This is a genomic window from Bacillus sp. m3-13, from assembly GCF_000175075.1.
GTDB lineage: Bacteria > Bacillota > Bacilli > Bacillales > Bacillaceae_I > Sutcliffiella_A > Sutcliffiella_A horikoshii_C.
In genome coordinates this window covers 313,265-335,957 of sequence record NZ_ACPC01000019.1, presented here as the reverse complement: position 1 = coordinate 335,957, position 22,693 = coordinate 313,265, and the positions used below count along the sequence as shown (strand labels likewise).

The following is a 22,693-nucleotide window of genomic DNA, read 5'->3' as shown; positions in this document are numbered from 1 at the left end:
CGCTTCAGGGGTCTCAAGCTACCGCTATCTCCCTCAGGAGTCTTCGCCCTGTGCTCCAATCAACAGCTCGAGTGCTGGTTTATTTTCAAAAAGCAAAAACCCTTCGAGAGTTTTTGCTTTTTTTTGAAATTACATGTTTTTGATTAGTTCGTCGCCGAATTCGGAGCATTTTACTTCTGTTGCGCCGTCCATTAGACGTGCAAAGTCGTAAGTTACTACTTTAGAAGCGATGGATTTTTCCATAGAATCTACTACAAGTTTAGCAGCTTCTGTCCAGCCAAGGTGCTCAAGCATTAATACACCAGAAAGGATAACAGAAGATGGGTTTACTTTGTCAAGACCAGCATATTTCGGAGCAGTACCATGTGTAGCTTCGAAAATTGCGTGACCAGTTTCGTAGTTAATGTTTGCTCCAGGAGCGATTCCGATTCCACCTACTTGTGCAGCAAGTGCATCAGAGATATAGTCACCGTTCAGGTTCATTGTTGCAACAACATCGAACTCTTTTGGACGAGTAAGGATTTGTTGTAAGAAAATATCAGCAATGGAATCCTTCACTAGGATTTTGCCTTCTGCTTCTGCAGCTTCTTGAGCTTTGTTCGCAGCATCTTTACCTTCCGCTTCCGCGATACGGTCATATTGTGCCCAAGTGAATACTTTATCGCCGAATTCTTTTTCAGCTAGCTCGTAACCCCAGTTTTTGAAAGCACCCTCAGTGAACTTCATGATGTTTCCTTTGTGAACTAGTGTAACGGATTTGCGGCCATGCTCGATTGCATAGTTGATTGCACCACGAACAAGACGGGAAGTACCTTCTTCAGATACAGGCTTGATTCCGATACCGGAAGTTTCAGGGAAACGGATTTTGTTAACTCCCATTTCCGTTTGAAGGAAGTTGATTAACTTTTCTACTTCTTCAGAGCCTTTTGCGTACTCGATACCAGCATAGATATCTTCTGTATTTTCACGGAAAATAACCATGTCAGTATCCTCTGGGCGTTTAATAGGAGAAGGAACTCCTTGGAAATAACGAACAGGACGTAAGCATGTGAAAAGGTCCAACTCTTGACGTAAAGCAACGTTAAGAGAACGGATTCCGCCACCGACCGGAGTAGTCAGAGGTCCTTTGATTGCAATTATGTACTCGCGGATATCATCAAGTGTTTGACTTGGTAACCATTCACCAGTTTGGTTGAATGCTTTTTCTCCAGCCAATACTTCTTTCCAGACAATTTCCTTTTCACCTTTATATGCTTTTTCAACAGCTGCTTCTAAAACACGGGATGCAGATGCCCAAATGTCAGGACCAATTCCGTCTCCCTCGATGAATGGAATAATCGGGTTGTTAGGTACGTTTAGTACGCCATCTGTAACTGTAATTTTTGTTCCTTGTGTCAAAGTAAAAACCTCCTAAGAAATATGATGACAATAGATGTTTGGGAAAGGGAATTCCCCTCCCCTTGTATTATAGCAAAAATTCAATCAATGTATCTTGTTGTAGCATCAAGCTAAATTAGCTACGCTTTTCAATTGGTACATAATCCTGCTTGCCAGGGCCAGTATAATCTGCACGAGGGCGGATCAGGCGGTTGTTGGAATACTGTTCAAGGATATGCGCCAACCAACCGGATACACGGCTCACAGCGAAGATTGGTGTAAATAAGTCATGATCGATTCCTAAAGAGTGGTACACAGATGCACTGTAGAAATCAACATTCGGTGGAAGCGGCTTCTCGGAAGTCACAACTTCTTCCACTTTCACAGACATTTCATACCATTTCGGTTGTCCGGTCAAATGTGTAAGCTTCTCAGACATTTCACGCAAGTGCTTCGCACGAGGATCTCCCTGACGATATACACGGTGACCGAAGCCCATGATTTTTTCTTTATTTGCAAGTTTTTCACGGATATAGCTTTCCGCATTTTCAACTTCACCGATTTCAGAAAGCATCTTCATAACCGCTTCGTTTGCTCCACCATGCAATGGGCCTTTTAACGCTCCGATTGCAGCAGTAACACCAGAGTACACATCAGATAATGTCGCTACACATACACGTGCAGTGAAAGTAGATGCATTTAACTCATGGTCAGCATGAAGAACTAATGCTTTATTGAATGCTTCAATTGCAACCTCAGATGGCTCTTCTCCAGTTAACATATATAAGAAGTTTGCTGCCATGCCAAGATCTGTTCTTGGAGCAATCGGATCCAACCCTTTGCGGATTCTTGAGAACGCTGTCACAATTGTCGGCATTTTAGCTTGCAGACGAACAGCCTTGTGGTAGTTTACTTCTGGATCCATGTTATCTGCTTCTGCATCGTATAAACCTAGTAATGATACTGCCGTACGTAAAGCAGCCATAGGGTGTACTTTATCAATTGGATAAGTTTTAAAGTGATTGATGACTTCTTCAGGAAGAGCAGCATTTTCCGCTAATTCTTTCTTCAGGGAAGCCAATTCTTCCTTGTTAGGCAATTTTTGATGCCATAAAAGATAGATTACCTCTTCGAAGCTAGCATAGTCTGCTAAGTCATCAATGTTGTAGCCAACATACGTTAGTGTGTCGTCAATAATAGAACTGATAGCAGAAGTTGTTGCTACAATTCCTTCTAGACCTTTAGTTGTTGTCATTTCAAACCTCTCCTTTATGTGAGAATTTCTTCAAATCCTTAACTACCATTGTCCACCCGAACGCTTGCTCACCATAATGATAAAAATCAATGCTCTGTATAAATATTTAGAGAAATTCATTAATTCAGAATCTCGCAAACTAAGAAAATGCTTACATTTCCATTCAAAAAAATAAGCGCCGTATCCATTATGTTCATGGGTGTGCGCGCATTTTCGGCGAACAATGTTTCTCTTGCTTAGTAGGAAGGAAATGTCCTTGTCCCTATTATAAACAATTATCTGACTTTTGTGAATGAAAAGAACGTAAGTCCTGCAAAAAATATTATCACGAAAAAATAATTTGTGAAAAATCCCCTATGTGAAATACTCCACTACCTTCATTGCAAGATAAGCTATTCCTGCACCAATCAATGGGCCTACCGCAACTCCATTGAAAAGGGAAACAGCCAGTATAGTTCCGAATACAAGTGCCGTTGTAATATGTGGATCAGTAGCAAGCAATGTTAATCCACTTTTGGCGATCAGCGCCACCGCTATCCCAGCACCTAACGCTACCCAGGCATAAGATGACTTCAACGCTTCTTGTAATTGCTTGAATCCTATATCTCCAGTTGCAATCGGGACTAAAACCGCAATGGTTATTATAGTAACTCCCCAATTAATGCCTTTAGACTGCAGATATGGGAATACTTTATTATCCAGACCAATAACTTTAATAACAAGCAATACTGCCACAGCAAACATCAAGGATGGATTCTTTGCAATAAAGCCGATTAATAGAAGTATTAGTAAAAACACGGTTGCTTGACTTATCATTCTGTTTCATCCTTCCAAAACCAGACCCTTTTTCCATACTACCATAATAAAAAGCGAAATAAAAAGAATTGAGTTCGTACAGAATTTTCCTAATTTTTAAATATAAAACTATGAAAACAATAAAGCAGGTTGTAAAATATGGAGTAAGGAAATTCCGATACTCATAAGGGGTGTTATGCTTGAATTGGAATTATGTACATATCGTTTTTCGTCTCCTGCTTGTGCTTCTCATCATCACGATTGGTCTCTTTTCATTTTTTTATCTCTTCTCCATTGCTTATCCTTTTATCATCGCATTAGTTCTAGCATTTTTAATAAACCCGCTCGTCAATTTACTTGAGAAGAATGGACGGCTCCCAAGAAGCTTGGCCGTTTTTCTATCCATCATGGCCCTGTTTGCGACTGTAGTCGGCGTCGTCACATTGCTGATTGTTGAAATTGTCTCAGGTACCGAGTACTTGGCAAAAGTAGTGCCGGGGCATTTTGAAACGTTAGTCGTCTATGTAGAACAATTTGTCGTAAACAATATACTCCCATTGTTTAATCAAGTCAGTACTATGTTTCATAGTTTGGAAGAAGGGCAGCAACAGTCCCTCTTAACCAATATCGAAAACATTGGCGGAACGGTTGCCACCACTGTCGGAGAATTCATCCAGTCCTTTTTAACCAACCTGCCAAAGCTCCTTACATGGATTCCAAGTGTTGCGACAGTATTGATATTCTCCTTACTGGCCACCTTCTTTATCAGCAAAGACTGGTACAAACTTAGAGGAAGATTTAAAAAAATTACTCCTGTCAAGGCACAAGGAAGTCTTACTAAAGTGTTTGTAAGCTTAAAGAAAGCTTTCTTCGGTTTCATGCGGGCACAGGCAACGCTTATTTCCATCACTACTATCATCGTATTAATAGGATTATTAATCTTACGGGTTGAATACGCCATCACCGTTGCGTTAATTATTGGATTGGTAGACTTAATTCCGTATCTAGGAACAGGGTTGATTTTTGTTCCGTGGATTATCTTTTTAGCCATAAGTGGAAATTTGCCATTAGCGATTGGTCTTGGCATTCTTTATTTAATTGTGATTGTACAGCGTCAGTTGATGGAGCCAAAGATTTTATCATCCAGTATTGGCTTGGATCCTTTGGCGACATTAGTAAGTTTATTTGTCGGGTTCCAGTTGATAGGTTTTCTTGGCCTGATTGTCGGGCCTGTGACGGTAGTTATTTTTAACACACTGTGGAATGCGGGAGTTATTAAAGACATTTACCTTTTTATCGTTGGGAAAAATAGAGTGGTTTAATTTTGGTTGTAAGGTTAATGACCGCTGTTCCTTTCCGCAAATGGCGTCGCTTTCCGCGGGACGGTGTTTGAGCCTCCTCGCTACGCTGCGGGGTCTCAATCTACCGTTACTCCCCCGCTGGAGTCTTTGCCATTTGCTCCAATCCACAGCTAGAGATTATTTTAAGCGACTTATTTTAAGAGACGTTAACGCTTTTTCAAACAACTCGATTGTTCTGATACCTGTCACAATAAAAGGAACCGCATATAGAAGTAACTAAGGGGTTTTCATGTGAGATCTAAAAAACCGAAGCAAATCAAAATGAAATCACAACATTTTACATATCAAAAAGGCTTAGAGAGTATTCTCCTCTAAGCTTTTTACTTTATTTCATTATAAGATAGTATGGTTATTAAGCACTGCTTATTTATAACATTATTATTTATATTCAAAAACAACTAAATTACAGTTTTCACATCTAAATGCTGGTGTTTTACTAATTTTAAAGATTGCATCTTTTATTAATATTTCACTTTCTAAATCAGCGATGATTGAATCAGACGAATCTGACCAACAAATTCTGCGAGGAGAAAAAATATATCCCCGCTTCCCCTCATTACTGCATTTAGGACATTTAACAAAATCGTTCATAATTAGTCACCCCTCCATTTTCTCTTTTATGTATTCCTTATCCTAGCACCCTCCCCATTAACACAATAAGAGAATTTTCTTCTTCTCCAATCGCTCCTAGATTACAGAATAGCTATTGTATGTTTTCGTCCACATAGTTCAGATAGAAATTAAGAAATATTCCTGTTAAAAACCCTAGCATAATATTTGTAATAAATAATCCTCCAAATCCTTCCCACCATAACGTTAAAGCTCCGCCTATAAAAGCTAAAACTATTCCTATCCACATAACCAAACCCCCATATATATTTTTTTATCTCACCTCATTAATATTTTGTTTTACTAAACAATCCTTCCCGTTTATAAGATAAATTTATCTTATTTTATATACTCAACGTCAAAGCTGCTAGGTGACTTGTTTGAATATGAAATCCAATAGTTAATTGCCTTGGAATATTTAATTTGTTTCGCATATTCACCGAAAACTTTTACACGATTTATCTCGGGGTCTTCGGGAATCATAACATTCACTATCAGTGGATCTGAAATATAAATATAACCACCAGTTATTTTGGGTCCACCCATACCTATTTCCCATTCTAATTTTCCTTTATTATTCTTTATGAATCCGATATTTAACTGCTCATCTGATTTGCTCGTATAAACTACCACTATATAATCACCTTTTATGTCGTAGTCTATAACTGTCTCATAATCCCTATTTTCACTTTCTTCCAAAAGATCCACAATTTTATCCTCGAGTGATACTTTGGGAGAACATCCCAACAATAATATTAATAGGACTAACGGATATGCAAAATATGTACTTGTTATTCTAATCACAGTTCCCCTCCCACCTTCTTCAAAAAAACCCGCCAAATAATTATGTGAGAATCGAGTTGTTTTCAACAAACGCCCTAGTTAGTTGAGTGACTCTTATTTAAGTATTTTGCTTAATTGTTTCTTCTACGTAACTAAGAAGATCACTGTATGGGGAGCTCCATTTTAAAAATTGTGATACCACATTTAAAAATTCTATCACTATATCTTTCTTTTTAGAATAAAGAACACCCTGAACTTTGTTATTACTAAACTCAACATTAGGATTGGAAGAATAATTACTTACCGAATCAGATTCGTACCAGTAAAAGTCTTGATTAATGTTATTTTTTATAACCTCACCTATGTATGCACCTATACGTTCCGCTAAATTATCATAATGCCTATTTAACAGTTTATTACCAAACTCCGTATTCATTAATCTTTGTGCATAGGTATCAATATAACGAACGCTTTCAATAGTGAAGTCTAAATTTCTTTTAGTTAGGTTTTCTTTATCCCAAGAATCATCTGAAACATCTTTATACATTAATTTTGCAATGCCTTTTAAATCATCTTTTTTTAATTTTTTCTTATGAAAAAAATTAAACATATAATGGGATTTCTCCTTTATCAATTGACTACATTTATGATTTATTTTGATAATGTTGTTTTTTATTCTACTCTTCTACCCAATTCTTAATTAAAGAGCTATACCTCTATGCTGCAATCGCTCCTAGATTGCGGAAGATCAAGATAATTATGATTGCAGCCATTTATCTTGTCGAAATAACGCATTCCCTTCTTTAATAAGAAGACTTCATTTTTCAAATCGCACTAGCGTTTTTTCTGGCATTTTAATTTGGTCAATATCAAAGCTGTTAATTTGCAGGGTTAATTCGCCTTTTCGCTTTTCTGTTTCTTCCCCCACCCAACAACTATACAGTACAAAAAAATCGCCATTTTCAAGATAACTGTCCATTATTTTACATAGTTCTATTAGCTTCTTTTTTGATTCAGCACACGTTTTAGGATTTATATATTCCGAAATTTCAATTCCCCAATCACTTGACACCTCATAAACATAAGGAGTTTTGAAATGATACTTCCGTACATTGCTTCGGTGTTCTTCATCTGAAAAACAACTACCTATTGTAACTAAATCATCATCTTCATCATTAATTGATATTTCTACGTTACAGCCAATATAGCTGGCTAAACTCATTTCCATCACTCCTTGTGCTTACCTTATACAGTTATAGGTCCTAGTTTGTTCAATAAAAGATTTCACTCACTATTCCTCTTTACTTAGGTGATAAGAAGGAAGGCTCCAAATATTATTAACATTGAACCCATTAAAATTAAAATAACTTTCATTAACCAATATGGAACAAACTTTAGTATAAAAGATAGGGAAAATAATACAATTGTTTCTACTATCCCAGCATTGTAAACAGCAGTATTGCCTATATATTCTTCTTTTTTATGCTTTTCTTTAGTAAGTTTAAATCCAAAAATTATTAGTGAAGAACCTATTAATAAAATTATTGCTATTCCTATATACATCCAAACCATTTTTCCACCTAACCTCTACTTATACTACTCCACAAAAAATAAATTCTTTTCTACAATCCTGCCCAATTCTTATGTAAGGAGCGATCCACTTTGCTACAATCGCTCCTAGTTTGTTGAATACTGGTGTTTAAATAATGTCTTATATATTTCTCTTAAATTTTAATTCAAACTGTGGCTTAGTTATATAGTCCATATAATGGACACTTCCGTTAAAATCTAAATATACTTGATAGCGTGTACGCAGTGCAGGAGCTGTGACCATATTTAGGACTTGCTCTTTACTAACCCAGCGACTTTCTGATGTTTCATCCGATGTTGTCAATTCCCCACCTATGGGTTCACATACAAAATCAAACATAACTTTTGTGGGTACTATCTTTACCCCGCTATGTCCTTCATATGTTGCTGTATTAGAGAAAACCCCTACCAAATGAGATACTTTAACATCAATCCCGCTTTCCTCTTTAACTTCTCTTATTACACCATCTATTAAATTTTCACCGACCTCCACTTGACCTCCTGGAAAGACCCAGTGACCACCTCGACGGGTTTTTACTAATAATATTTCACCTTTGTCATTTTCAACAAAGCCTCCCGCAGCTACAATATGTACTGGCATTTTCATTGTACATTCCTCCTATGATTTTCTTGCACAACCCTGCCATATTCTTACATAAGGAGCGAGCCATTGTGCTGCAATCGCTCCAAGATAATTGAATAACGCTTATACAATGAACTTTGTAAACCAAGCAATATATTTTGCTCCCCATATAAACAAGAATTGAGCAAGCAAAGTACCTAAAAGCCTTGAAGTAACCATCATTATTGAAATGCTTTTTAGCTTTTTATAACTTCCCCTTTTATTAACAACATCATCTGCGAGGACAGATATTTTTGGATCAATAAAGATTACCAAAAGTATTGTTGCTATTCCGTTTATTAAGCCTGAAGCCATAATAGCCGTAGATGCTCTTTCAGGAACTAATAAAGCAGCATAAAGTGCTGCTAATACACCTATTGTATATATTGCTGTTATTATCATATTTACAAAAAATAGTTTGATTGGCATATCCTTCACCTTGGTACCCTGCAAGTAAGAAAACTTCGGTAGACTAAAATGGGTAATGCCACGCTTTATGTACTGTATGGATAGTATTCTTTTCATTAAAGAGGGGACAGAACCTCTTTCCTCTGATAAATGAATAATCGCCCTTGAAAATAAGGCTATGAAACTTGGCAGTAGAATAATTCCAAATACTGTTCCAACGGTTGAAGCTCCAATAAGAATTCGAAATTGTATTTCTACAAACTCTAGAGCATTTTCATTAGGAGCAGTATCAATTAAACTACCAGTGAAAGGTTGTTGCATCATATTTGCTAACCTGGAGACTATGACCATTATGTTAAAAAGAGATAAAGCTGACGCTATCATTCTAACCCTTGCACCTGATAACCTCACAGCATATGCGAGTGTTTCTACAGAATGAATAATAAAAATAAATAAAGCTATAAATATTAACTTTTCTGTCAAGAACTCCATATAGATACCTTCTTTTTATGTATTTAGCACCTTAATTTCTTCTTCCATTAAACTGCCCTTAAATGGAATAAAATCTTTACCTTTATATTAACATAAAATACCATTGCCCTTTGCTACAATAATTAAAAACTACTATATGTCATTAACCTTAATAAAATGAAGTAACCTAGTTGATTGTAGTGGAAGGCGCGCAGACGCCCGCGGGAGGAAGGGACAGGGGAGACACCCCGCAGGCGAAGCCGAGGAGGCTCCCGGACCGCCCGCAGGCAAGCGAAGCGCCTAGAACGGAAATCAACAAGTTCTACCCAACACCCAAAAAAAAGGCTGTCCAGAGCGGACAGCCTTCTTCATATGTTTCTATTTAAACAAATCAGCAATGGACTGGAACAGGTTACGGAAAAAGTCTTGAACTCCTTGCCAGAAACCTTCATTCCCTACCACTTCATCAATTTTATTCTTAATGTCAGTAGAAATTTGCTCTAGCTGAGTTTTCACACCATCAAAATTGATATTCAATTCACGCATTTTTTCAAAAAGATCAATCAACAGTTGTCTATCTTCTTCACTTAACTCGATATTCAACTTAGCTAACTGTTCTTCTACGATTTGTTCAACATCTTCTCTTGTTGCAGGATTTTGCTCTGCAATTTGCTTTTTGATTTCCGTCAACAACTCACTGACTTTTTCACTGTCCATGCCTTCTTCTTCTGCAAGCTTTGTTGCAATGGACAACTCCTCGTTTGCGACTTCCATACGGTCTTTATTCAGTGCTTCTCCGCTTACTTCATAAGCTTTGTATATTCCCACAAGTGCAGAATGACCACTAACCTTCACTGGAGATGCAACGATTACTTCTGCATCCTCAATTCCTGCAGTTAAGAGGGCATTTGCATACATATCATCAGTTACTTGCGTGATATTTTCAGGAGTGGCCCTTTCAATGACAAGCCCTTCTCCTTTTTCTTTTCTGGTAATTTTAGCTGAGGAGAACATACGGGCATTTCTGTCTTCTCCCTCAATATAGGTAACAAGATCTTCCCCCGTTACTGTAATCTCCTCAACCATTTCAGGATTTTTCACGTTCAGATATTCGCGTACTTCCTGCTTTTGGTCATCATTCAAGGTACCGCCGTATACGACAATAGGAAGACCGAACCTTTCATTAATGCTCTCTTCTTCATCTTCCCCGCCAGCAGCTTGTACAACATTTGATAATGTAAGGCCAGATAAAACCAAGGTCAACACTAGCAACAATTTAAACCAAAGCTTCATTACATTTCCCCCAAACTAATATTATCAATTGCTTTCTCTTTATCTTCTGTTAATGACAATAAACTGCCCGCGATCCATTCTGTTTCTAATTGCGCGCATGATGGACGGTTTGATCAAATTTCTTGTCGGTGGTAAAAGCAAGGCAAAGCCAATAGCATCGGTGATAAATCCCGGAGTTAACAGCACAACACCACCAACTAAAATACACAGACCATCGATAATCACATCACCTGGCATCTGTCCGCTGTTCATTTTTTGCTGAGCGCTTCTAAGAGCAGAAACTCCCTGATATTTTGCAAGCCATGCTCCCAAAACTCCAGTAAGGATAATTAATATGATGGTCGGAATCGCCCCAATCAGCTTGCCGGCTGTAATAAGAAGCCAAATTTCCAATGCTGGTACAACTATAATTAAAGCTAATAAAATTCTGAACATAAGAGGACAACCCCATTTCTTTTAAAACAAGCTACCTGTTAATTATAGCAAATGTGAAAGAATTACTCTAATATAAATAAACCCCTCTTCCAGCATATGCCAGACAGAGGGGTTTAAGTCATAACTTATAATACGTTTGCGTGACCAGTGTAAATGGTACCGCGGGAAGAATCAACCGTGATCTCTTGGCCGTCTTTTAGAATAGAAGTAGCTTCTTCTACTCCAACAATTACTGGAATACCAAGGCTTAATCCGACTACAGCTGCGTGACTAGTAAGTCCGCCTTCTTCTGTGATAAGAGCAGATGCTTTTTCCAATGAAGGCATCATATCTTTGTCCGTACCTGTTGTTACGAAGATAGCTCCTTGCGTCATCTTTTCTGCAGCTTCCTCTGCTGTTTTAGCAATAACCACTTTTCCGTAAGCAGATTTTCTGCCGATGCCTTGTCCACTTGCAAGAACATCACCAACAACGTGGATTTTCATCAAGTTTGTTGTACCTTTTTCGCCAACTGGAACACCTGCTGTAATAACAATTAGGTCTCCGTGAGAAACGATACCTGTGTTCAATGATTCTTCTACTGCTACTTCCAACATTTCATCTGTAGAAGTTGCTTGACGACCGATGCGCGGGTAAACACCCCATACTAGCGCAAGTTTACGAGATACCGCCTCACAAGAAGTAACAGCAACAATCGGTGCTTTTGGACGGTATTTGGAAATCATGCGTGCAGTATGTCCACTTTCAGTTGGCGTTACGATTGCAGAAACATCCAAGCTGATTGCCGTGTATGCAACAGATTGTCCGATGGAATCCGTTACTGTAAGCGGTGACTGCTTGCTTTGCTTTGTAAGGATTTCTCCATATGCTAAAGCTTGTTCTGCACGGGAAGCGATGTTGTGCATTGTTTGAACTGCTTCGATAGGGTAAGATCCAGCAGCAGTTTCACCAGAAAGCATGATCGCATCTGTTCCGTCAAAGATAGCGTTCGCTACGTCACTTGCTTCTGCACGTGTTGGACGTGGGTTGCGTTGCATAGAATCAAGCATTTGAGTTGCTGTAATGACAGGCTTTCCAGCAAGATTACATTTTTTGATTAGATCTTTTTGTACAAGAGGTACTTCTTCTGCAGGGATTTCTACCCCAAGATCTCCACGAGCTACCATCAGTCCGTCGGAAACTTCCAAGATTTCGTTGATATTGTCAACACCCTCTTGGTTTTCAATTTTAGGGATGATTTGAATGTCTGTAGCATTGTGTGCTTCCAGTAATTCACGGATTTCAAGAACGTCAGACGCACGACGTACGAAAGATGCCGCAATGAAATCCACTCCTTGTTCAATACCAAAGCGAATGTCGTTCGCATCTTTGTCAGTGATTCCAGGAAGGTTCACTTTTACACCAGGAACGTTTACACCTTTTTTATTTTTCAATGTACCGGAGTTTAGGATCTTTGTTCTGATTTCGTTGTTTCCTACTTCAAGAACTTCCAATCCGATAAGACCGTCATCCAAAAGGATGCGGGAACCAGGATGTACGTCTTCCATTAGTCCAGGGTAAGTAATAGAGAACTTTTCCGTTGTTCCAATTACTTCTTCCATAGAGATGATAATTTCGTTTCCTTGTACTAATTCAATCGCACCATCTTGCATTGTGTGCGTTCTGATTTCAGGACCTTTTGTATCCAAAAGGATCGCAACATTTTTCCCAGTGCGTTCCACTGCTTCACGAATATTGCGGATACGAGCTCCATGCTCTTCATAGTCACCGTGTGAAAAGTTCAGACGGGTAACATTCATCCCTGCTTCCATCAGCTGAATTAGTGTTTCAACACTTTCACTAGCTGGTCCAATCGTACAAACAATCTTGGTTTTTTTCATGTAAAATTTCCTCCTAGTTATATACCGTTCTTTTCACTTCGTCCTTTTATATTATAAAGCAACAGAGAGGCATAACACCACCAATAGCCTTAGGTAACCTGGTAATGAAAACGATTCCAATGCGCTTATACTACTAAATGGAAAGCTCTTTTGAAAGGTCGTACATTTTCTCATCAATTGTATGTGTTCTAGATAGTGCCTCAATAATATCATGGTCAACTAACACATTACTTTGAATACCCACACATCTGCCGCCTTTGCCATCCATTAGCAATTCCACTGCACGTGCGCCTAATCGACTTGCCAAGACTCTATCGAATGCAGTTGGTGATCCACCGCGCTGGATGTGACCAAGCACACTTACTCGCGTTTCGAAGTTTGTCTCCTCTTCAATTTTCTTTCCGAACTCTACCCCGCTGCCTACTCCTTCGGCCACGACAATGATACTATGCTTTTTCCCTCGCTCTGTTCCGCGTTTTAGTCTTGCAATTACTTCTTGCATATCATCCTTCGCTTCTGGGATAAGAATCGTTTCCGCACCGCCTGCAAGACCTGCCCAAAGTGCGATATCTCCCGCATGGCGTCCCATCACTTCAATCACGTATGTACGCTCATGGGATGTCGCAGTATCACGAATTTTATCTATGGAATCGATAACTGTATTTAGCGCAGTATCGAAGCCAATGGTAAAATCAGTACCCGGGATGTCGTTATCAATCGTTCCTGGCACACCAATACATGGATAACCGTGCTCAGTTAATTTTTTGGCTCCTTGATAGGAACCGTCCCCGCCAATTACAACCAAAGCTTCAATGCCATGCTTTTTCAGGTTTTCAATCCCCTTAAGCTGACCTTCTTTAGTTTTAAATTCTTCACATCTCGCAGAATATAACATGGTTCCACCACGATGGATGATATCACCTACAGAACCAATTTCAAGCTTTTTGATATCTCCATCAATCAATCCAGCATATCCGCGATAGATTCCGAATACCTCGATGTCATGAAAAATAGCCTTTCTTACTACTGCACGTACCGCAGCATTCATACCTGGTGCATCTCCACCACTTGTCAGAACGCCTATTCGTTTCATTATATATTCACCTCTTGAGCTAATTTACCTATAAACGTATACCCAAACATATATTTTATTAGAAAAATGAGTACTATGTAAAGCCTCTTTATTCAAAATTAACATGAAGGTATGTCGAAAACAACAGAAAACTGTCGATGAAAAGTTTTGTATACGCTGTCATTTTCCATTGTTGACATTTTGGTCAATTTTATTATGTATATCTCTTCAAGGTAGTCGGCATTCGAACTTGTAGCTCTTTTTTTAAGATACCCAGCTTATTCCTTACTATCCAAAAGAAAACAGGAGGAAAATGCCTCATTCCCTCCTGCTGTAAATACTTTTTTATCAAATAGTCTATTGGTTAATTTTTTCTGCCTTAAGTTGTTCTTTAAAAGAAAATGCACCAATCCGTTTATATTTCGCATAGCGGTGTTCAATCAATTCCTCAGCAGTGAGTGGCATCAGGTCTTGAAGGGACTCTTTTAATATTTCTTTTATTCCCTTTGCTTGAACATCCACATTCTTATGGGCACCGCCCTTTGCTTCCGGAATGATTTTATCAATGATTCCTAAATCATGCAGATCAGGTGCAGTGATTCTCATGGATTCTGCGGCTTTCTTGGCGAGACTGGCATCCTTCCACAGGATAGCAGCCGCGCCTTCTGGGGAAATAACAGAATAGGTGGAGTTCTCTAGCATGTGCACATGATTTCCGACACCAAGTGCAAGGGCTCCCCCACTTCCGCCTTCACCGATGACGATGCAAATTACCGGGACCTTCAAACCTGCCATTTCGAAAAGGTTTTTGGCAATGGCTTCACTTTGGCCGCGCTCTTCCGCAGCCTTTCCAGGGTAGGCACCCTTCGTATCAATGAAACAAACGATAGGACGATTGAATTTTTCAGCCTGATACATCAACCTTAATGCTTTGCGATAGCCTTCTGGATGAGGCATACCGAAATTTCTGCGGATATTTTCTTTTGTATCTTTCCCACGTTGATGCCCGATGATGGTAACTGGAACGCCGTCAAACTTACCGATTCCACCTACTATTGCTTCATCGTCTCCGTAGTATCTGTCTCCGTGTAATTCTAAAAAGTTCGTGAAAACACGCTCTATATAGTCCAAAGTGGTGGGGCGTTCGGGATGTCTGGCAATTTGGACGCGATCCCACGGGCTTAAGTTCCCGTAAATATCTGTTTCTAGTTTTTCTAGCCTTACTTCTAGTTTCTCAATTTCGTTAGTAAGATCCATGTCGCTATTTTTCGTGAACTCTTTTAGTTCACCTATTTTCTTGCGAAGCTCTACCACTGGTTTTTCGAATTCCATTTCTCCTACCATCTCGTCTCCCCTCCTCCCTGATGTATATCTAATACGTTCGTTAAGGTTTCTTTCAACTCAAGACGAGGAATAACCGCATCTAGTTGCCCGCATTTCAATAAAAATTCAGCAGTTTGAAAGTCTTCCGGAAGGTCTTCCCGAATAGTTTGCTCGATGATACGTCTGCCGGCAAACCCAATCAAGGCTTTCGGTTCTGCAAAATTATAATCTCCTAATGAGGCAAAACTTGCAGAAACACCACCGGTCGTCGGGTGAGTCATCACGGAAATAATCAACCCGCCGCTTTCGCTATGAAGCTTCAATGCACTACTAGTTTTTGCCATTTGCATCAAACTTAAAACACCTTCCTGCATTCTTGCACCGCCAGAAGCTGTGAAAATGAGGAATGGCACTCTTTTTTCCTTTGCCTTTTCAATGGCACGGGTAATTTTCTCCCCCACTACCGATCCCATGCTTCCCATCCGGAAAGTAGAATCCATAACGGCAACAACAAGAGGAAAACTATTAATGGTCCCTTCACCTGTTACAACGGCCTCATTGATTCCTGTTTTCTTCCGGTCGCCTTCTAGCTTTTCCAAATAGTTCGGGAAATTAAGAGGATTTTCAGAAACCATATCCTCATCATATGCAGTAAAGCTGCCTTTATCTAGTAAGCTTTGGAGCCTTTCTTTTGCATTCATGGGATGGTGGTGGCCGCAGTGTAGACACACCTTTAAATTTTTCATTAACTCTTTTGTATACATTATTTTTTTACAGCTAGGACACTTGGTCATTATTCCTTCTGGTACATCTTGATTTGCTTGTTCCGATGGAATGGATGCGTATTTTTTCTTCTTTGTGAACAAATCCTTCAACAAAACAACAGAACCTCCCTTAATTACAGAAACTTGTTACTTAGTTTTGGTATTTGGTACTAATAACAGGTCAAAATATAGGTAAGCAAGGCTGTTAACATTATTTCAATAAACAAATTCCTTTACTTACCTTTATACTCATACTGTTAATGTAACGGAAACTCCACGAAGGATGTTGTAGATTCTTGTCTACTTTTTATCGACAATTTCCGTAAAATGTTTTTCATATAGCTTTATTACTTGTTCCGCCTGCTTTTCTCTCATCGCCTCTAGTAACTCTTCCAAAACACCACTCTCTATCATATTATCCTCAGAGATAATACGTGCATAACTATTTACAAGCGTCCATATCCTTAGCATCAAACTGTTATCCACTATCGTTACTATTGCTTTGAAAAGATCTGTCCTAGAAGTGGGAGCTGAAAGCATTTCTCTCAAATTCTCATATTCTTTAACAGAAGCTTTTTTCATAAATAGCTGGATGCATGATTTTTCTATCTCCAGTTTGGTTTCTAACAGATCGTTTTTGGTCTTGTCTTGCTCCAAAATGAACGTCCCTAATAGTTCTACCAGATGGTGCTCCTTGAAATCTTTTATGAATGTTCCCTCTCCGCGTCTTGTTTCGATAAGCCCCAAGAGCTCCAGTGCCCGAAGTGCTTCTCGAACAGAGGACCGCCCGACATTCAATCTGTCGGACAGTTCACGTTCGGAAGGAATCTTGTCGCCTGCTTTCAGACCGTCTGCTACAATGATGGCCCGAATTTTTTTGACAATCTCTAGATACATTTTCGTAGGTGTAGTCATAGACTATTCACTTTTTCCGATAATAGCGGTCCGTCTGGTTTTTTCTGCTACCTCTTCTGGATCAACCTTGATACGGGCAACTCCAGTTTCCATTGCAGCCTTTGCTACAGCCGCTGCCACAGCAGGTGCTACACGCGGATCAAAAGGTGCTGGAATGACATAATCATCACTCAGCTCATCAGCAGAAACCAGGCTTGCAATTGCTTCGACCGCAGCTATTTTCATTTGTTCATTAATGTGGGTCGCTCTAACATCTAGTGCACCACGGAAAATCCCCGGAAATGCCAAGACATTGTTTACTTGATTAGGAAAATCGGAACGTCCTGTCCCCACTACACTCGCACCTGCAAGCTTTGCTTCTGCCGGCATGATTTCCGGGTTCGGGTTGGCCATGGCAAAGATGATGGAATCCTTGTTCATGCTTTCGACCATCGCTTGCGTCAATGCTCCTTCTACAGATACCCCGATGAATACATCAGCATCTTTCATCACATCAGCCAATGTCCCTTCGACTTTGTTACGGTTTGTATAGGTAGCGACTTCCGCTTTTACACTATTCATTCCATATGGGCGCCCTTCATAGATCGCACCTTTTGAATCGCACATCGTAATATCTCTTACACCATATCGATATAATAGTTTGATGATGGCAATTCCTGCTGCGCCTGCACCGTTGGCCACCACTTTAATTTCTCCGATATTTTTTTTCACTAGTTTGAGGGCATTTACAAGTCCTGCAACCGTTACAATTGCCGTACCATGTTGATCGTCATGGAAAATAGGGATGTTCGTTTCTTTCTTCAGACGCTCTTCCACAACGAAACAATTAGGAGCAGCGATATCTTCCAAATTCACCCCTCCGAAAGTAGGCTCCAGAAGCTTTACTGTTTCCACGATTTTATCGACATCTGTCGTGTTTAAGCAAATCGGAAATGCATCCACTCCTGCAAAACTTTTGAACAATACCGCTTTTCCTTCCATAACCGGCAATGCTGCTTCAGGACCGATGTTTCCAAGGCCCAATACTGCTGTACCATCTGAAACCACAGCTACCATATTGCCCTTCATCGTATAATCATAGACTTTGTTTTTATCATCATAAATCGCTTTACACGGCTCAGCCACTCCAGGAGAATATGCCAGACTTAAGTCTTTGGCATTTCTTACAGGTACCTTTGATTTGGATTCCAATTTCCCTTGGTGGATCTTGTGCATATGTAATGCTTCTTCTTTTAAAGACATGATACATGTCCCCCCTGCTATTTTTGTCATCCTCACTGCCTTTATTACGTTAGGATCAAGTGATGACTTCCCATTAATATATTTTCCATTTCATTATACTAAAAAAAACAAGGAAAAGGTGGTCTGACCACCTCCTTGTTAACTATATCATAATATTAATCATTGTAAAGATTTTTTGAATACAACGTTCTCTTCTCCGAGGATCGTTTTAAGCTTCAGTAAACACTCTTCAGTAGGCGCTACATACAAGGTTGGCTGCAGCTTTATCGTCTTCTTCGCTTGCGTATAATGGACATACACCGTTGATGGACCATGATGCGTTTTCAGCACTTTTTGAAGATGTTGAAACACTTCTTGCTCATGCTTGTCTTCGTCTATTTGCAGAAAAAGATCACCAATAAGATGTGCATATTGTTCTATCAATGTATCAATTTCGATGATATTTTTGATAATCAGCTGAACTTTCCCTTCTCGTTCTTCCAGGTTTCCTTCCACCATTAACGTTTCCCCAGTCTTTAATACATGTGAAAAACGTTTATATAGTTCTGGAAACGCCACTGCTTCCAAGTCCCCTGATTGATCGGAAAGTGTAAGAAAGGCCATAAGGTCTCCCTTTTTCGTTCGAATTACTCGTTCATTAGAAATGAAACTTCCAACTCTCGCCTTTCTTGCCCCTGTGGAGGGAAGGTCAAGGATAAGGCAACCACCACCGAGCTGAAAGTAAGCTGCAAAAGGTTCTGTCGGATGTTTGGATAGATAAAACCCAAGGGCCTCTTTCTCCAATTGCAATTGTTCCGTCAGTTGTAACGGTTCCACCTTCACATACTTCGGTTTAATATTGAATTCTTCTTCCATGAAAAAGTCAATTTGATTATCGTCTGAAGGCATGACAAGCTCTGCATGCTGCATGGCAACATCTAACGTTGCAAGAAGTGTGGCCCTGTCTTCCTCAAACTCATCCATGCTCCCTCCAAAGATAAGCATTTCAATTGTTTTACGGTTGACTTTAGAAGAAGCCCTGTTACAAAAATCAAACAGGTCACTAAACTCCTTCTTTCTCCGCTCTTCTATCAGGGCTTTTATCGCCTGTACTCCTACCCCTTTAATCGTTAACAAACTAAAGCGGATGCCTGCCTCTTCCACTTGAAAAGCAATTCCACTTTTATTGATGGAAGGTGGCAGGACTTGTATGCCTTTACGCTTCGTCTCGGTGATATATTGAGAAAGCTTCTGCTCACTTCCCATCACGCTGGATAGAAGGGTTGCCATGAAAATTTTCGGGTAGTTCGCCTTCAAATAGGCAAGTTCATAAGAAATCATACTGTAGGCAACGGCATGGCTTCGGTTAAATCCATAGTCAGCAAATCGTACAATCAAATCATAGACAGAATTGGCAACCTTCTCGTCATAGCCTTTCTTTAAGCACCCTTCCACAAAATGCTCTCGTTCTTTCGCAAGCACGTCTTTCTTTTTCTTCCCAACCGCTCTTCTTAATAAATCCGCTTCGCCCAGTGAGAAGCCTGCCATCACCGCAGCGATTTGCATGATTTGCTCTTGGTACACAATAACCCCAAACGTCTTCTCCAAAATGGGGATCAGGTCTGGATGCGGATATTCCACTTTTTTCAGTCCATGCTTGCGTTCGATAAACAAAGGGATTTGTTCCATTGGCCCCGGCCGGTACAGGGCGTTGACTGCCACGATATCTTCTAGGTTCGAAGGCTTAAGCTTTGTAAGAACCTTTTTCATCCCAGGCGACTCTAACTGAAAGATCCCGGACGTATCCCCTTCACTTAAAAGGCGGAAGGTTGCTGCGTCGTCAAGTGGGATTTCTTCTATATGTTGTTTTGTTTCTCTTTTCACTTGATGGCGAATGCTTTGAATCATCGTTAAGTTTCTCAATCCAAGGAAATCCATCTTCAGCAACCCAAGCTCCTCAAGCGTTTCCATCGTGTATTGAGTAAGGTAGATGTCTTGTTGTCCCGCTTGGATCGGGATTAATTCCGTTAAAGGCTTATGGGTAATGACCACCCCTGCAGCATGTGTGGAGGAATGTCGTGGCAGCCCCTCAATCTTTTGCGCTGTTTGAAAGGCGCGCTTTCTTTCCTTTGTTTCGTTAATTGCGCTTTGCAACTTTTCATTTTCTTGATATGCCGCATCAAGGGTAATGCCAGGTCTTGATGGAATCATTTTAGAGATCATCTCAAGTTCTTTCCCAGAAAGGTTTAAGGCCTTAGCAACATCACGCCATGCAGCTTTTGCAGCCAATGTACCAAATGTAATGATTTGGGCAACATGTAGCTGACCGTACTTTTCGGCCACATAACGGATCACTTCATCCCGCTTATTATCCTGAAAATCAATATCAATATCGGGCATCGTGATACGCTCGGGATTTAGGAATCTTTCAAACAACAGGTCATGCTCAATCGGGTCCACATCTGTAATGAAGAGGGAGTAAGCGACCAATGAACCTGCGGCAGAACCACGTCCAGGACCGGTCAAAATTCCTGCATTCCGTGCATAATACATAAAGTCCCAGACAATTAAGAAATAGTCGCTGAACTTCATTCCTTTAATTACCTGAAGTTCATATTGAAGGCGTTCCTTATATTCTTGAGCAGGTTCCCCTACCCTTTTATGAAGTCCTTCCCAGCAGATTTTCTCTAAATACTCGTCTGCATTTTCCTCCTCGGGAACCGGATAACTTGGGAGAGCCGCTTGTCCAAACTCCAGTTCTACATGACATTGGTTACTGATCTTCCACGTGTTCTCCAAGGCATCCGGAATATCTTCAAACAACTGTGTCATTTCATTTGTTGCCCTTAAATAATCAGGAGCCTCTTTTGGCAGGGATTCCAGCTTGGTGCCTTGTTTGATGCTGCGTAAACATTCATACACAAACACATCTTCCTTGTGCAGGTAATGCACCTTGCTCATCGCCACAATCGGTAATTCGCTATGTCTTTTCCGGGTCGTTTCAGATTGTTCACGTGACTCGGCTGAATTTCGGTCAATCCCAAGGTACAAACAATCTTGCTCGAACATTTCCAAATAAGCTTCCGCAGTTTGCTCTTCATTTTGCGCAAGTTCGGATTCAGAGCCAGATAAAATCGCGATCAGCCCTTTTGTATAATGCTTCAGCCATCTTTTCGGAACCCCTTGTGGCGATTTGGTTTGAACGACACTCGATAACTTCATCAAGTTCGTAAATCCCTGGTTATTTTTCGCCAAAAGAATGACAGGGTACGTTGATTCCCCGTCCTCCCCGTCTGATAGGACCGATAGCGTCAGACCGATGATTGGCTTGATGTTTGCAGACTTACAAGCTTTGTAAAAATCAACGGCCCCATACATCACATCTTCATCTGTAAGCGCAAGGGAGTTTAAACCAAGCTCATTGGCACGTTCAACAAGCTTAGAAAAACGGACAGAACTGTTCAGCAGGCTGTAACTGCTTTTTATATATAAATGAACTACACTCATTAATCATCACACCTTATTTAACGCTTCCATTTTATATATTCATTATAGGGGCTATTCCGTTCCAAACACAATGAAGAAACTTCTCCATTAACGTCACATACTTACCACATCCTGTCCATATATATGAATAAGAACAGAAAGGATGATGAATATGGACGTTAAAGATCCATTCGTCGCTACCCTTATCTTCAGTTTTTTCATTGCTGTCGGGGTAATACTTGGAGGAGCAATCATCGGTGGAATTGCTGCTTTTCTAGTGGGGGACCCACCTTTGACTAGAATGTGGAGCTTGGCCAAAAGTTTGAAGATATGGGCGATTGTCGCTGCCATTGGAGGTACCTTTGACACTTTTTATAATTTGGAAAAAGGGCTGTTTAACGGGGAAACGAAATTTTTAGTAAAGCAATTGCTTTTAATCATCTCTGCAACCGGCGGCGCCCAAACCGGAGCACTCATCATCAGCTGGCTTACTCAGGAGACCTTATAAGATGAGGGTTCCTCCTTATAACCGCGATCCCGGGTGGCAGCGCTTTTTTTCCGGGGTGGTATTGGGTGCAATAGTAGGCTGGTTGATATTCATGCTTATGTACGGCGTCACTTTGGAAAAAAATATCGGCGATCTTATAAAATATAAGGAAGAAGTGAAAAGCTATAAAAACAGAATTCATATTCTGACAGAGGACAATGACAAACTAAAAGAGGAAAAAGATCAGTTGAAAATAGAAGACTTTAAGATATCCATCATCAATCACGAAAAATACATGCTCAACTCGTTCAGCCGCTCCTCCATCATTGCCAGAATTACAGAGGATCTCAACGACCAGGTGTCAAAAGACGTTGCAAGCATTAAAGACAATCGCCAATTGCTGATAAAAGTCATCGAAAACAAAAGCTACGCACTTGATGACAAACGCTACTACTTCGAGGTCGACTTTCTTTATATAGACACAACGATTGAAATGGACTTGTTGATTGTGAAAATGGATTGAGGAAGAAGCGACAGCCTGTTGTT

23 protein-coding genes are annotated in these 22,693 nt (G+C 40.0%); 3 read left to right on the top strand and 20 right to left on the bottom strand.

The genetic code is table 11. The annotated features are described in order from the left end of the window. Positions 1-129 precede the first annotated feature (129 nt). From icd to M313_RS0112245, 3 genes are all read right to left on the bottom strand, one after another. Positions 130-1,398: an NADP-dependent isocitrate dehydrogenase gene (gene icd / locus M313_RS0112255; protein WP_010195660.1), complete on the bottom strand. Its 1,269-nt coding sequence runs from the start codon at positions 1,396-1,398 to the stop codon at positions 130-132. 115 nt (positions 1,399-1,513) lie between these two features. Continuing rightward, positions 1,514-2,632, bottom strand: a complete 1,119-nt coding sequence (citZ, locus tag M313_RS0112250) for a citrate synthase (RefSeq protein WP_010195657.1) — start codon at positions 2,630-2,632, stop codon at positions 1,514-1,516. Between the two features lie 354 nt (positions 2,633-2,986). Then, a complete protein-coding gene (locus M313_RS0112245) occupies positions 2,987-3,448 on the bottom strand; it encodes a DUF441 domain-containing protein (RefSeq protein ID WP_010195654.1) in 462 nt (153 codons plus the stop codon). Between the two features lie 179 nt (positions 3,449-3,627). Between M313_RS0112245 and ytvI the strand changes: the two genes are divergently transcribed. Next, complete coding sequence (gene ytvI / locus M313_RS0112240; RefSeq protein WP_010195652.1) at positions 3,628-4,749, top strand: sporulation integral membrane protein YtvI; 1,122 nt, start codon at positions 3,628-3,630, stop codon at positions 4,747-4,749. 417 nt (positions 4,750-5,166) lie between these two features. Here ytvI and M313_RS0112235 read toward each other — a convergent pair whose 3' ends face one another. The 17 genes from M313_RS0112235 to dnaE form a co-directional block, all read right to left on the bottom strand. Further along, a complete protein-coding gene (locus M313_RS0112235) occupies positions 5,167-5,379 on the bottom strand; it encodes a PF20097 family protein (protein ID WP_010195651.1) in 213 nt (70 codons plus the stop codon). Positions 5,380-5,491: 112 nt separating this feature from the next. Continuing rightward, positions 5,492-5,647 (bottom strand): hypothetical protein, encoded by a 156-nt coding sequence (locus M313_RS26160; protein WP_010195650.1) that lies wholly within the window; start codon positions 5,645-5,647, stop codon positions 5,492-5,494. 89 nt (positions 5,648-5,736) lie between these two features. Further along, the gene (locus M313_RS0112225) at positions 5,737-6,201 is read right to left on the bottom strand and encodes a hypothetical protein (protein ID WP_010195649.1); all 465 of its coding nucleotides are present in this window, start codon (positions 6,199-6,201) and stop codon (positions 5,737-5,739) included. 97 nt (positions 6,202-6,298) lie between these two features. After that, positions 6,299-6,790, bottom strand: coding sequence for a hypothetical protein (locus M313_RS0112220; protein ID WP_010195648.1), 492 nt, complete (start codon positions 6,788-6,790; stop codon positions 6,299-6,301). Positions 6,791-6,997: 207 nt separating this feature from the next. Next, the gene (locus tag M313_RS0112215) at positions 6,998-7,402 is read right to left on the bottom strand and encodes a hypothetical protein (RefSeq protein ID WP_010195647.1); all 405 of its coding nucleotides are present in this window, start codon (positions 7,400-7,402) and stop codon (positions 6,998-7,000) included. Between the two features lie 83 nt (positions 7,403-7,485). Next, positions 7,486-7,752, bottom strand: a complete 267-nt coding sequence (locus M313_RS0112210) for a hypothetical protein (RefSeq protein WP_029326479.1) — start codon at positions 7,750-7,752, stop codon at positions 7,486-7,488. 139 nt (positions 7,753-7,891) lie between these two features. Further along, positions 7,892-8,377, bottom strand: coding sequence for an NUDIX hydrolase (locus tag M313_RS0112205; protein ID WP_010195645.1), 486 nt, complete (start codon positions 8,375-8,377; stop codon positions 7,892-7,894). 99 nt (positions 8,378-8,476) lie between these two features. Then, positions 8,477-9,292, bottom strand: coding sequence for a lipid II flippase Amj family protein (locus M313_RS0112200; protein WP_010195644.1), 816 nt, complete (start codon positions 9,290-9,292; stop codon positions 8,477-8,479). 357 nt (positions 9,293-9,649) lie between these two features. Continuing rightward, positions 9,650-10,564: a DUF1002 domain-containing protein gene (locus M313_RS0112190; protein ID WP_010195640.1), complete on the bottom strand. Its 915-nt coding sequence runs from the start codon at positions 10,562-10,564 to the stop codon at positions 9,650-9,652. A gap of 39 nt (positions 10,565-10,603) precedes the next feature. Beyond that, a complete protein-coding gene (locus tag M313_RS0112185; RefSeq protein WP_010195639.1) occupies positions 10,604-10,999 on the bottom strand; it encodes an FxsA family protein in 396 nt (131 codons plus the stop codon). Positions 11,000-11,124: 125 nt separating this feature from the next. Next, positions 11,125-12,879, bottom strand: a complete 1,755-nt coding sequence (pyk, locus tag M313_RS0112180; protein WP_010195638.1) for a pyruvate kinase — start codon at positions 12,877-12,879, stop codon at positions 11,125-11,127. A 133-nt stretch (positions 12,880-13,012) separates the two neighbouring features. Beyond that, entirely contained in the window at positions 13,013-13,972 is a 960-nt protein-coding gene (gene pfkA / locus M313_RS0112175) for a 6-phosphofructokinase (protein ID WP_010195637.1), read from the bottom strand. 336 nt (positions 13,973-14,308) lie between these two features. Next, positions 14,309-15,295, bottom strand: coding sequence for an acetyl-CoA carboxylase carboxyl transferase subunit alpha (accA, locus tag M313_RS0112170; protein ID WP_010195634.1), 987 nt, complete (start codon positions 15,293-15,295; stop codon positions 14,309-14,311). Continuing rightward, positions 15,289-16,152, bottom strand: a complete 864-nt coding sequence (accD, locus tag M313_RS0112165; protein ID WP_010195632.1) for an acetyl-CoA carboxylase, carboxyltransferase subunit beta — start codon at positions 16,150-16,152, stop codon at positions 15,289-15,291. The genes accA and accD overlap by 7 nt, the downstream gene beginning before the upstream one ends. 186 nt (positions 16,153-16,338) lie before the next feature. Beyond that, positions 16,339-16,953 carry a FadR/GntR family transcriptional regulator gene (locus M313_RS0112160; protein ID WP_010195630.1) on the bottom strand — a complete coding sequence of 205 codons (615 nt, stop codon included), beginning with the start codon at positions 16,951-16,953 and terminating at the stop codon, positions 16,339-16,341. Positions 16,954-16,956: 3 nt separating this feature from the next. Then, on the bottom strand, positions 16,957-18,195 hold the full coding sequence (gene ystJ, locus M313_RS0112155; protein ID WP_010195629.1) for an NADP-dependent malic enzyme: 1,239 nt from the start codon (positions 18,193-18,195) through the stop codon (positions 16,957-16,959). A 159-nt stretch (positions 18,196-18,354) separates the two neighbouring features. Further along, entirely contained in the window at positions 18,355-21,681 is a 3,327-nt protein-coding gene (gene dnaE / locus M313_RS0112150) for a DNA polymerase III subunit alpha (RefSeq protein WP_010195628.1), read from the bottom strand. 151 nt (positions 21,682-21,832) lie between these two features. Between dnaE and ytrH the strand changes: the two genes are divergently transcribed. Both ytrH and ytrI read left to right on the top strand, forming a co-directional pair. Further along, positions 21,833-22,168 carry a sporulation membrane protein YtrH gene (ytrH, locus tag M313_RS0112145; protein WP_010195627.1) on the top strand — a complete coding sequence of 112 codons (336 nt, stop codon included), beginning with the start codon at positions 21,833-21,835 and terminating at the stop codon, positions 22,166-22,168. A gap of 1 nt (position 22,169) precedes the next feature. After that, positions 22,170-22,670, top strand: a complete 501-nt coding sequence (gene ytrI, locus M313_RS0112140; protein WP_010195625.1) for a sporulation membrane protein YtrI — start codon at positions 22,170-22,172, stop codon at positions 22,668-22,670. Positions 22,671-22,693 lie beyond the last annotated feature (23 nt).